This window comes from Nocardia thailandica NBRC 100428, from assembly GCF_000308795.1.
GTDB lineage: Bacteria > Actinomycetota > Actinomycetes > Mycobacteriales > Mycobacteriaceae > Nocardia > Nocardia thailandica.
In genome coordinates, this window is record NZ_BAGK01000117.1 from 1 (window position 1) to 11862 (window position 11862).

Below are 11862 nucleotides of genomic sequence, written 5' to 3' on the forward strand. Positions count from 1 at the left end.
GGCAGCGGATCGCTGTCGCTGAACGGGAGAAGATCTCCCACGACAACATCGACGTGGTTCCGCCAGAACTCCTCGGCCGTGTTCACCGACTTCCACCTGTTCGAGGACTACCTCGGGTTCGACCGCGACGGCATCGACGCCGACGTGCAGCGCTACCTCGAGGAACTGCAGATCGCGCACAAGGTGAGCGTGCGCGACGGCAAGCTCTCGACGATCGATCTGTCCCAGGGCCAGCGCAAGCGGCTCGCGCTGCTGACCGCGCTGCTCGAGGACCGCCCGATCTACCTGTTCGACGAGTGGGCCGCCGACCAGGAACCCCGGTTCCGCGAGGTGTTCTACTCCGAGATCCTGGTCGACCTCAAGCGGCGCGGGAAGACGGTCATCGTGATCACCCACGACGACCGCTACTTCGACCGCGCCGACCAGCTGATCAAGCTGGACTTCGGGTCCGTGGTCCACTGACCGGGCGCACACGGCGGGGCAGCGTCATCGACGCTGCCCCGCCGCGGTTTTCGCGCTCAGTCCGCGAAGCGCTCGGCCACCTCGGCCTCGGTGAGACCGTAGTCGGCCAGGGAGTAGCGGTGCGCGGGGGCCCGGTCACCGCTGCGGCTCTCGCGGTCGACCTCGGCCATGGCGGCGCGGGCGCCGTCGGTGAAGGGCAGGCCGAAGTGCCGGTAGATCGACTCGACCACGCCGAGCGGGTCGCGGCGCAGGTCGTCGAAGTCGACGTCGTAGAACTGCGCGGCACCGTGGCGGGCCCTGGCCGAACGGAAGTCGGCGTAACCGCGGGCCCACAGGTCGAGCTGGTCGCGCCCGATGGTCTCGCCGGTGAACACCGTCGACCAGCCGCGCGAGGCGTGGTCGTTGAGGCTGCACACCGAGGGGATGATGGTGGCCGGGTCGCGGTGGGTCTGGATCACGATGGCGTCGGGGTAGACCTTCAGCAGCGCGTCGAGGGCGAACAGATGCGCCGGGTTCTTCAGCACCCAGCGGCGGTCGTCGCCGAGGCCGATGAGTTGCAGGCTGCGGCGGTGCCGCTCGTAGGCGCCGGTCCAGTCCTGGCCGGCCAGCCAGCGCGAGTAGCCGGGGATGTGGGCCAGGCATTCGTAGGAGTGCGCGCGCAGGGTCTGGCGGTGCAGCTGCCAGCACTCCTCGACGTCGTCGGGTGACATGTAGTGCAGCCCGCCGAATTCCGGGTGCTCGACCCGGTGCTGGGCCAGGCCGGCGGCGATCTGCCGGTACGCGGGATCATCCGCCCAGGTCTCGCGCGGGGGCCGCGGCCGGGGGAAGTCGGTCAGCCACAGCTCGAGACCCTGATGGGCCGGGTCGGACACGAGCAGCCGGTGCAGCGCCGTGGTGCCGGTGCGGGGCAGTCCGGTGACGAAGATCGGCCGGGTGACCGGGGTCTCGACGTAGCCGGGGTTGGCCTGCCAGCCCGCCTCGGTGAGCAGGCGGGCCACCAGCGCGCCGCGCAGGAAGAACCGCGACATCTTGGAGCCGAGTTCGGTCAGGCCCGCGTCGGCGGCGTAGGAGTCGAGCAGGACGCCGAGGGCCTCGGTGTGGTCGTCGGGGCCGAAGTCGGTGAGCCCGGTCAGCCGGGTGGCCGAGGCGTGCAGATCCTCGACGGTGCCGACGTCGGTACGGGTGGTCATGGGAATGGTCTCCTGGTGGGTCAGGCGTGGTATTCGCCGCAGTTGACGTCGAGGGTCTGGCCGGTGATCGCGCTCGCGCGGCGCGAGGCCAGGAACACCACGGCCTGGGCGATCTCGTCGGGCTCGGGCAACCGCTTCAGATCCGAGCGCGAGGCGGTCTGCTCGTAGACCTGCTCGGGGGTGATCCCGTACTTCTCGGCGACCTGGCCGAAGTACCACTTCAGCTGGTCGCTCCAGATGTAGCCCGGGGCGACGGTGTTGACCCGGATGCCGCGGGGGCCGAGCTCGGTGGCCAGGGTCTGCGACATGGCCAGCAGCGCGGACTTGGCGACCTTGTAGCTGCCGTAGCGGGGCTCGGAGTGCCGCAGCACCGCGGAGTTGATCATGACCACCGCGCCCTTGTTCTCCGCCAGCGCCGGGGTGAACGCCTGGGTCATGCGCAGGCCGCCGAGGACGGTCAGGTCGAGGCTGTCGCGGATCTGCTGGAAGTCGGTGCGCTCGAAGGACTTCATCGACGGCACCGCGAACGCGTTGTTCACCAGCGCGTCCACCCGGCCGAAACGCTCGGTGACCGTCTCGGCCAGCCGGGCGACGGCCGCGTCGTCGGTGATGTCGGTGGGCACGCACAGGGTGGTGCCGCCGTGCGCCTCGATCTCGGCGGCGACCTCGCGCAGCCGCGACTCGGTGCGCGCGGCCAGCACCACGGTGGCGCCCTCGGCCGCGGCCTGGGTACAGATCGAGCGGCCGAGTCCGGGGCCGACCCCGCTCACGACGACCACGCTGCCGTCGAGCATTCCCGCGCTCATCCGAGCATCCTCTCTGCGAAAGCCCGCTGGCGGGCGGCGATCCGGTCCCGCCAGGGGGCCGGATCGATGCGGTTGGTGTCCAGGTAGGGCAGCCGGGCGGCCACCTCGTCGAATCCGACGACCTCGGCGGTCGGCCCGTCGGCGGGGGTCATCGCACGGTCGGTGCGCTGCCAGCGGAACTGCAGGATGCCGCGCCGCCTGCCGGTGGTCTCGATCCAGTTGGCGATGCCGGGGTCGCGCGCCGAGACGACCATGCGGATCAGGCCGTCCGGATCGACCTGCGCCTGGGCGTGGTTGAGGCTGGTCTGGTGGTTGACGTAGTCCAGCGAGATGTACCAGAGGCTGCCGAGCTGGAAACCCTGGTAGGGGGCGTCGGATTTGGGGACGGTGATGATCAGGGCCTGGTCGTCGGCGAGATCGAAGTGACCGACCGAGGAGTACTGGGTGCTCAGGCCGCCCGGGGTGAGGCGGGGTTCGGTGAGGGTGTTCACCGGCAGGTCGAGGTAGAACCACTTCGGGAAGTTGAACCAGGTGTGCAGCCGGGTCAGCAGCATCCTGCCCGCGGCGCGGTAGCGCTTGCGCAGCTGCTCGAGACCCGGTTCGGCCGGGGCGGTACCCACCGAGTCCACCCGCTCGATGCGGATCGAGCCCTTGCGCTCGGTCCAGTCGCTGTAGACCTCGCGCACCGCGAGCATGGACGCGCCCGCGCCGAGGGCGAAGTAGTTCGGTCCCGCGTCGGCGCGTGGCGGCCCGAAGCGCAGCGTGTAGGTCCCGTCGGCGGCGATGTCGAGGCGGCGGTCGTCGAAGGCGTCCTCGCCGCCCGGCACGTCGGTGGCGGTGTAGTCGCCCTTGAGCACCTGGAAGCTGAGATCGGTCGTGGTGCCCCTGGTCCCGGTGACCACGTACTCCGCGTCGGGCTCGATGTTGGCATGATAGTAGAGCGTGTCGGGGTTGTCCAGGCCCATCTTCGCGTAGGGCCCGGTGGAGGACACGAAGTAGGGATGGGAGGTGCCGTGGGCGCCCGACAGGCGCACACAGGCGGCGATGCTCGCGGCCAGATAGTCGTAGCCTTCGGCGAGATCGGTCGCGGTGCGGACGAATTCGGCGCCGGCGATGAGCTTCTCGGCGGCGGCGATCGCCTCGGTCAGCGGTGCGGTGAGCGGCTCGCCCGGGCGTACGAGCCCGGGGTCCGCGTCGGTGTCGGGAACGGTCAACGGTCTGCGATTCCTAGCTCTCGGAGGATGTGCGCGGCGATCGCGGCCGGATCGCCGAGCTCGGGGGTGATGACGAGGTCGGGGTGCTCGGGGCGTTCGTAGGGCGAGTCGACGCCGGTGAAGTCGCGGATCCGGCCGGCGCGTGCCTTGGCGTAGAGGCCCTTGGGGTCGCGGTCCTCGCACACCGCGGCGGGGGTGTCGACGAAGACCTCGTGGAAGGCGAGGTCGCGTCCGTCGTGCACGGCGCGCGCGGCGGCCCGCTGGGCGGCGAAGGGGCTGATCACCGAGACGATGGCGATCGCGCCGGAATCGGCGAACAGGGCCGCGACCTCCGCGACGCGGCGGATGTTCTCGTCGCGGTCGGCGGCGGAGAAGCCCAGGTCGGCGTTGAGGCCGTGGCGCAGGTTGTCCCCGTCGAGCAGGTAGGCGGTGCGGCCCGCGGCGACCAGCCGCCGTTCGAGCTCGGCGGCCACCGTCGACTTGCCCGAGCCCGAGAGCCCGGTCAGCCAGACGGTGCGGCCCGCGTGGGGTCGGTCGCCGCGCGCGACGGCCGGGCGATGCCACACCACGTCGGCGGCGGCGGGACGGGTCGCGGTCTCGCGCTGCACGATCATGCCCGCAGCGACGGTCTGATCGGTCAGCGGGTCGATGAGGATGAAGCTGCCGGTGCGGCGGTTGTCGCGGTAGGCGTCCGACAGCAGGGGGCGGCGGCTGTGCAGGCGGATTCGCGCGATGTCGTTGAGCGACACCGTGTCCGCGGCGGTGTCGCGGTGCAGGGTGTTGACGTCGAGGCGGTAGTCGAGGCGGGTCACCTGGACCGGGGCGGTCTGGGCGGCGGTGCGCACGGTGTACTCCGCGCCGTGGCGCAGCACGGTGTCGTCGGAGAACCAGCAGATCATCGCGTCCAGGTCGGGGCCGAGATGCGGCTGGTTGCCGGGGCGGGCGAGCATGTCGCCGCGTGCCACGTCGAGCTGGTCCTCGAGCGAGAGGGACACCGCCATGCCGGTGAACGCCTCGTCGACCTTGGCGCCGCCGGGACCCCAGATCTGTTCGACCCGGGTGGCGCGTCCGGCGGGCAGCACGACGACCTCGTCGCCGGGCTTGAACACCCCGCCCGCGACGGTGCCCGCGTAGCTGCGGTGCCCGACCCCCTCGTGCGCGCGGATGACGTACTGGATGGGCAGGCGCGCGTCGATGAGATTGCGGTCGGAGGCGACGTGCACCTCCTCGAGGTGGCGCAGCAGCGGGGGACCGGCGTACCAGGGTGTGTGCCCGGAGCGCTCGACGACGTTGTCGCCGTGCAGCGCCGAGACCGGGACGAAGCTCAGGTCGCCCACCGACAGCTTGGTGGCGAAGCCGGCGAACTCCTCGCGGAGTTCCTCGAAGCGCTCGCGCGACCAGCCGACCAGATCCATCTTGTTCACGCACAGCACCAGGTGCGGCACCCCGAGCAGGGTGGCCAGGAAGGCGTGCCTGCGGGTCTGTTCGGTGATGCCCGCGTGCGCGTCGACGAGGATCAGCGCCAGGTCGGCGGTGGACGCGCCGGTCACCATGTTGCGCGTGTACTGGATGTGGCCGGGGGTGTCGGCGATGACGAACTTGCGTCGCGCCGTGGTGAAGTAGCGGTAGGCGACGTCGATGGTGATGCCCTGTTCGCGCTCGGCGCGCAGCCCGTCGGTGACCAGGGCCAGGTCCGCCGCCGCGGCGCCGCGGTCCTGACTGACCCGTTCCACGGCGGCGAGCTGATCGGCGAGGAGGTTGCGCGAGTCGTGCAGCAGCCTGCCGATCAGCGTGGACTTGCCGTCGTCGACGCTGCCCGCGGTGGCCAGGCGTAGCAGATTGCGGCTCATCAGAAGTAGCCCTCCCGTTTGCGGTCCTCCATGCCGGTCTCGGAGATCCGGTCGTCGGCGCGGGTGGCGCCGCGTTCGGTCACCCGGGCGGTCGCGGTCTCGGCGACCACCTGCGCGGCCGTGGTCGCGGTGCTGCGGACCGCGCCGGTACAGGTGGCGTCGCCGACGGTGCGGAACCGCACGGTGGCCTCGAGGATCGGCTCGCCGGGGGCGGGTTCGACGAAGCGGCCGGTGGCCAGCAGCATGCCGTCGCGCTCGACCACGGCCCGGTGATGGGCGTAGTACAGCGTCGGCAGCTCGACCTCCTCGCGCTCGATGTACTCCCAGATGTCGAGTTCGGTCCAGTTCGACAGGGGGAAGACCCGGATGTGCTCGCCCGCCCGGTGTCTGCCGTTGTAGAGGTTCCAGACCTCGGGGCGCTGGGTGCGCGGATCCCACTCGCCGAAGCGGTTGCGGAAGCTGAAGACCCGTTCCTTGGCCCGGGCCTTCTCCTCGTCGCGGCGGGCACCGCCGAAGACCGCGTCGAAGCGGTGCTCGGTCAGGGCGCGCAGCAGCGTGGTCGTCTGCAGGCGGTTGCGGGTGCCGCCGGGGGTCTCGCTGACCCGGCCCGCGTCGATGTCGTCCTGGACGCGGGCCACCAGCAGCCGCGCGCCGGTCTTCGCGGCGGTGCGGTCGCGGAAGTCGATGACCTCGTCGAAGTTGTGGCCGGTGTCCACGTGCAGCAGCGGGAACGGCAGCGGCGCGGGCCAGAAGGCCTTGCGCGCCACGTGCAGCATGACTGCGGAGTCCTTGCCGCCGGAGAACAGCAGCACCGGACGGTCGAAGGTGGCCGCCACCTCCCGGAAGATGTGCACCGATTCGGCCTCGAGGGCCGCCAGATGCGAGAGCTCGTATCCCACTTGCACGTGTCACCACCCATGTTCGCCGCCGTGCGGAACTGCGGCTTGCAATGTCGAATATTCGACGCTATTGTTCGAGATTGTGACACAGACGATAAGCCCGGCAGCGAACGCCGGTCAAGAGGTGGCGCCGGACGCGCCTGCGCGGGAGACGGATCCGGCCGCCTCCCCGCCCACCCACCGGGTGGTCCAGGTGATGGAACTGCTGTCGCGCCGCGCCACCGAACACCTCTCGCTCGCGCGCATCGTGCGTGAGACCGGCCTGTCGCGCGCCACCGCGCACGCCGTGGTCACCCAGCTCACCGCCGACGGCTGGCTGGTGCGCGACGAGGACGGGTGCTACGGCCTCGGCTTCGGGCTGCTCGCGCTGGCCCGGCGCGCCGAGGCCGCCTTCCCGCTGCGCCGCACCGCCCAGGCGGCGCTGCGCGCCCTGTCCGCCACCGTCGGCGTCCCGGTGTTCCTCGCCGAACGTGACGGGGAGGCCATCGTCGTCACCGAGGTGCTGGGCACCCCGTCCGCGGGCTGGATCCGCGTGGGGCGGCGGCTGCCGCTGGCCCCGCCGGTCTGCCGCGAGTTCGTCGCCTGGGCCCCCGAGGCCGAGCGGACCGCCTGGCTCGACCGCGCCGACCCCGCCCACCGCGACCGGCTCGCCGCGGTCCTCGACGCCGTGGCAGCCCGCGGCTACTCGGTGGAACGGCTCGTCGACGACAGCACCCCGATGCTGGAAGCGTTGTCGGCGCTGCGCAGTTCGACCGTCACCGACCCGCTGCGCCACCATCTCGGCGCCGTCATCGCCGAACTGGTCACCATCGACTACCTGCCGGACGAGGTGGGCGCGGTCAACGCGGTCGTCACCGTCGCCGTGCCGGTCTTCGGCCCCGACGGCCGGGTCGCCGCCTCGGTCGTCGCCTGCCCGGACGCGCGCTTGACGGCCACCGAACTGACCGAACTGGCCGCCACGATCACCGCGGCGGCCGACCGGATCGCCGGGGAACTGCGCGGCGAGGCCGCCCGCTGAGGGCCGCCCGGCCGGGCGGCGGCGCGCCGTCCCCGGCGGGACCGGGGCCGGGGTGGTCCAATAGCGGGGTCGAAGGCCGAGTCCGCGAAGGAGCCCCGCGTGCGTCTGGTGTCCGCAACCGCCACCGTCCTCACCGTCCTCGCGCTGGCCTCTCCGGCCCTCGCGTCGGCCCCCGCGCGGGCGGCGGTCGCCGAGAGCGCCTGTGGCACACCGCTGTCGGCGGCCGAGATCGCCGAGATCGCCGACCTGTCGGACCCGGATCGGGCGCTGCCGGGCGACGGCCTCGCCCGGCTCGAGGACGCCGTGGACCGCCACCACCGGATCACGGACATCCTCGTCGCCCATCGCGACATGCGCGGCGTGTTCGCCCTCGGCCTCGACGCGGTCGAGTACGTCGCGGTGATGCCGCTGCAACGCGATCCCGGCGCGTTCCGCGATCCCGAGTTCGCCCACGCCATCAGCTACGACCTGCTGCGCCGCTTTCTCGACGCCCTGCACGCCGAATTCACCGGTGCCCCCGTCCCCGCGCACTGGGCCCGCCATTTCGCGCTGGCGCGCGAATGCGACGTCTCGCGCGCGCGGACCGCGATGACCGGCTACAACGCCCACCTCGTCGTCGACCTCGCCAACGCCGTCGCCGCGGTGGGCGCCGGGCCCGAGGACGCCGAGGACTACTTCCACATCGTCGCCACGATCGCGGCCGCCGGCGACGTGATCGTCGAACGGACCAGGGACGTCTACGGGGCCGATCTCGGCCCGCTGTGGCGGTTCTACTTCTTCGGCGAGGGCCTGGACCGGGTGTTCGGCGCGGGCGTGGCCACCGAACAACTGCTCATCGCCGCGGATCTCGGCGCCAACGTCGTCATCTTCACCAACGGGCTCGCCCTGCAGGATCCGGCCCTCGCGCCCGCCACGCGCGCCGAGATCGACGCGCTGTGGCAGGCCGGTGACATCGCCTTCGAGGTGCTGACCCGCGCGGGCGGGCTCTGAATCCTCCGGTCAGGACAGGGTCGTCAGGTAGTCGCGGAAGTCGGTGGCCGGGCGGCCGGTGAGGGCGGGTACGTCGTCGGTGACGTGCGCGAGATCGCCCTGGGCGATGGCGGTGTAGGAGGTCACCCAGCCGTCGACCTCCCAGCGCGGGGCGCCGTAGGCGGCGCGCGAGGCGTAGGCGTCCTGCACCGATTCGGCGACGTAGCTGAACGGCCTGCCCAGCACCTCGGTCATGGTCGCGGCGGCCTCGGTGAGGGTGAACGCGCGCGGGCCGGTGAGTTCGAAGGTGCGCCCGTCGTGGTCGCGGGTCGCCAGGACCGCGGCCGCCGCGGCGGCGACGTCGGCGCGGGTCACCGCGGCGACCTGGCCGGTGCCCGCGGGCCCGCGGATCACGCCGTGCTCGCCGGCGAACAGGGGCAGCAGGTCCTGGTACTGGTTGTCGCGCAGGAACGTGAAGGCCAGCCCGGAGCCACGGATCGCCTGCTCGGTGTACCAGTGATCCCGGCCGAAGGTGAAGGTGCAGTCGGGCGCGGCGCCGACGAAGGACAGGTACACGATCCGCTCCACCCCGGCGTCCTTCGCGGCCGCGGTGACCGCTTCCTGCTCGCTGGCGCGATGGGCGCTCTCGGTGGCCGAGACGAAGAAGAACGTGTCGACCCCGTCCAGTGCCTTGCGCACCGACTCGGCGTCGGTGAAGTCGGCGGCGGCCGTCTCCGCGCCCGGCACCGGACGGATCCGCGCGGGATCCCGCCCGAGCAGACGTAATCGCTGCGGACCACCGCCGAGCAGCCGCGCCACCCGCCCGCCGATGTGCCCACTCGCCCCTGAGATCGCAATCGTTTCCGGCATGCCTTCAGGCTAGGGGGCGACCCGGCGGCAGGCGTGGAACCACCCGCGGTGAAAATGCGCGCGGGCGCTCAGCTCGCCGAGCTGTCGCGGATCTCCACGATGGGCAGCACCAGCGCGGTGGGTGCCCCGGCCGGGACGACCGGCGCGATCGGGGCGACGGGCGCGATGCGGCGGTAGCCCTCCGACTGCTCGGGGCGCGTGTCGGCCTCGCCCTTGTTGGGCCAGTAGGCGGCGGCGCGCTCGGCCTGGGCCGAGATGGTCAGCGACGGGTTGACGCCCAGGTTGGCCGAGACGGCCGCGCCGTCGACCACGCTCAGGGTGGGGTAGCCGAAGACCCGGTGGTAGCCGTCGATCACGCCGCGCGAGCGGTCGGCGCCGATCGCCGCCCCGCCGAGGAAGTGCGCGGTCAGCGGGACGTTGAACACCTCGCCCCAGGTGCCGCCCGCGACGCCGCCGATCTTCTCCGCGACGCGGCGGGTGACGTCGTTGCCCGCCGGGATCCAGGTCGGATTCGGCTCGCCGTGGCCCTGTTTCGAGGTCAGCTTGCGCCTGCCGAACACGGTGCGCTTGGTGTAGGTGGTGATCGAGTTGTCCAGGTGCTGCATGACCAGCGAGATGATGGTCCGCTCGCTCCAGTTCTTCACGCTCAGGAAGCGCAGCAACAGCAGCGGATGCATCAGCGCGATGCCGAGGAACCGCAGCCAGCGCGGGACGCGGCCGCCGCCGTCGACCATCAGCGTCTGCATCAGGCCCATCGAGTTGGAGCCCTTGCCGTAGCGGACCGGCTCGATGTGGGTGTCGGGGGTCGGGTGGATCGAGGAGGTGATCGCCACGCCCTTGGTGAAGTCCTGGCCGGGCGCCAGCGTCTTGGTGGCCGCGCCGACGATGGACTCGGAGTTGGTGCGGGTCAGCACGCCGAGCTGGTCGGACAGGTCCGGCAGGATGTCGCGATCGCGCATGGCGTGCAACAGCTTCTGGGTCCCCAGCGTGCCCGCCGCCAGCACGACGTTGCGGGCGCTGTAGGTGGCCGGGTTCTTGCGCAGCCACGCGCCGGTGCGTTCGGTGTCGACGTCCCAGCTGCCGTCGGGCAGCGGCCGCAGCGCGGTCACGGTGGTCAGCGGAACGACCTGGGCCCCGGCCTGCTCCGCGAGGTACAGGTAGTTCTTCACCAGGGTGTTCTTGGCGTTGTACTTGCAGCCGACCATGCAGTCGCCGCATTCGATGCAGCCCGTGCGGGCCGGGCCGACGCCGCCGAAGTAGGGGTCGTCCACCGTCTTGCCCGGCTCGCCGAAGAACACGCCGACCGGGGTCTGCACGAAGGTGTCGCCGACGCCCATGTCCTCGGCGACGGCTTTGAAGATCTCGTCGGCGGGGGTCATGTGCGGGTTGGTCACCACGCCGAGCATCTTCTTGGCGCGCTCGTAGTAGGGGGTCAGCTCGTCGCGCCAGTCGGTGATGTCGCGCCACTGGGCGTCGTTGAAGAACGGCTCCGGCGGCACGTAGAGGGTGTTGGCGTAGTTCAGCGAACCGCCGCCGACGCCCGCGCCGCCGAGGATGAGCACGTCGCGCAGCGGATGGATGCGCTGGATGCCGAAACAGCCGAGCTTGGGCGCCCACAGGAACTTGCGCAGATCCCAGCTGGTCTTGGGGAGCTCGTCGTCGGCGAAGCGGCGGCCCGCCTCGAGGATGCCGACCTTGTATCCCTTCTCCACCAGGCGCAACGCCGTGACGCTGCCCCCGAATCCGGAACCGACGATCAGGACGTCGAAGTCGGTGGCGCGCTCGGCCATGCGTGAGCTCCTCGGATGGTGTCGGCAGTGACGCGGGTAACGCTAATAGCGACAGCGGGAACTGTCAAAGTTCTCCGCCCGGTTCGCCCTATGCTGGTCGCGTGCCCCGATACACCCGTGCTCAGCTGGCCGAACTCAGTGGCGTCGCGGCCCGGACGATCCGCTACTACCACTCCTTCGGCGTGCTGCCACGTCCCCTCCGCGCGGGCAAGGAGGTCGTCTACGGCGACGAGCACCTGGACCGCCTCCAGGACATCGGTCGCATGCAGGCGCGCGGGCTGCGGCTCGAGGCCATCCGCGAGGTCTTCGACTCCGGCACCGGCGTCAGCACCGACTGGCGCGCCCTGTTCGACCCGCGCGCCGCGCCGGGGGAGGAGCGCGACTCCCTGCTCGACGACGACCGGATCGCCGCCCTGCTCGGCGAGCGCGCCGAGGTCCTCGACGACCTGGTCGCCGCCGGCTACCTCGAACGCCGCCCCGACGGCTGGTACGTCCCCGACCTGCCCATGCTCAAGGGCGCGCTGGTGCTCTACGACGTGGGCACCGACGTCGCCCTGAGCAGCAGGCTGCGCGCCCTCATCCGCGAACGCATGTCCGGCCTCGCCGTCGACCTGGTGCAGACGTTCCGGGAGGGCGCCGATCGCTCCTACGGCGGCGGCGACGTCGACGAGGACCTCAACCGGTTCCTCGAGCCCCTGCGCGCGGTGTGCTGGGAGGTCGGCGGGGCGACCCTGGCCGACGAGATCACCCGGGCGGCGCACGCGGCGCGCGCCGCCGACGGTGCGCGATGATGC

The 11862-nt window shown here is 71.7% G+C and carries 11 protein-coding genes; 4 read left to right on the top strand and 7 right to left on the bottom strand.

Features of this window, described 5'->3' with window-relative positions; all coding sequences use genetic code 11:
* The coding region (locus tag ON36_RS12160) for an ATP-binding cassette domain-containing protein (protein ID WP_157224851.1) at window positions 1-462 on the top strand (462 nt) is incomplete at its 5' end.
* 56 nt (window positions 463-518) lie between these two features.
* Here the strand turns inward: ON36_RS12160 and ON36_RS12165 are convergent.
* The 5 genes from ON36_RS12165 to cysD are packed head-to-tail and all read right to left on the bottom strand — an operon-like array spanning window position 519 to window position 6427.
* Window positions 519-1652 carry a sulfotransferase family protein gene (locus ON36_RS12165; protein WP_043651566.1) on the bottom strand — a complete coding sequence of 378 codons (1134 nt, stop codon included), beginning with the start codon at window positions 1650-1652 and terminating at the stop codon, window positions 519-521.
* 20 nt (window positions 1653-1672) lie between these two features.
* Window positions 1673-2458, bottom strand: coding sequence for an SDR family oxidoreductase (locus ON36_RS12170; RefSeq protein WP_043651572.1), 786 nt, complete (start codon window positions 2456-2458; stop codon window positions 1673-1675).
* Complete coding sequence (locus tag ON36_RS12175) at window positions 2455-3672, bottom strand: hypothetical protein (RefSeq protein WP_043651573.1); 1218 nt, start codon at window positions 3670-3672, stop codon at window positions 2455-2457. Before ON36_RS12175 ends, ON36_RS12170 begins: the two co-directional genes overlap by 4 nt.
* Window positions 3669-5522: an adenylyl-sulfate kinase gene (gene cysC / locus ON36_RS12180; protein WP_043651575.1), complete on the bottom strand. Its 1854-nt coding sequence runs from the start codon at window positions 5520-5522 to the stop codon at window positions 3669-3671. The genes ON36_RS12175 and cysC overlap by 4 nt, the downstream gene beginning before the upstream one ends.
* Entirely contained in the window at window positions 5522-6427 is a 906-nt protein-coding gene (gene cysD, locus ON36_RS12185; RefSeq protein ID WP_043651578.1) for a sulfate adenylyltransferase subunit CysD, read from the bottom strand. Before cysD ends, cysC begins: the two co-directional genes overlap by 1 nt.
* A 76-nt stretch (window positions 6428-6503) precedes the next feature.
* Here cysD and ON36_RS12190 point away from each other — a divergent pair, with 76 nt between their 5' ends.
* Together ON36_RS12190 and ON36_RS12195 are read left to right on the top strand one after the other, a co-directional pair.
* Complete coding sequence (locus ON36_RS12190; RefSeq protein WP_043651662.1) at window positions 6504-7439, top strand: helix-turn-helix domain-containing protein; 936 nt, start codon at window positions 6504-6506, stop codon at window positions 7437-7439.
* Window positions 7440-7538: 99 nt separating this feature from the next.
* On the top strand, window positions 7539-8429 hold the full coding sequence (locus ON36_RS12195) for a DUF5995 family protein (RefSeq protein ID WP_043651580.1): 891 nt from the start codon (window positions 7539-7541) through the stop codon (window positions 8427-8429).
* Between the two features lie 9 nt (window positions 8430-8438).
* Here the strand turns inward: ON36_RS12195 and ON36_RS12200 are convergent, their stop codons facing one another.
* On the bottom strand, window positions 8439-9278 hold the full coding sequence (locus tag ON36_RS12200) for an SDR family oxidoreductase (protein ID WP_043651583.1): 840 nt from the start codon (window positions 9276-9278) through the stop codon (window positions 8439-8441).
* A gap of 68 nt (window positions 9279-9346) precedes the next feature.
* Entirely contained in the window at window positions 9347-11068 is a 1722-nt protein-coding gene (locus ON36_RS12205) for a GMC oxidoreductase (protein ID WP_043651585.1), read from the bottom strand.
* A gap of 101 nt (window positions 11069-11169) precedes the next feature.
* On the opposite strand from ON36_RS12205, the gene ON36_RS12210 reads away from it, so the two are divergent.
* On the top strand, window positions 11170-11859 hold the full coding sequence (locus ON36_RS12210) for a MerR family transcriptional regulator (protein ID WP_052313901.1): 690 nt from the start codon (window positions 11170-11172) through the stop codon (window positions 11857-11859).
* Window positions 11860-11862 lie beyond the last annotated feature (3 nt).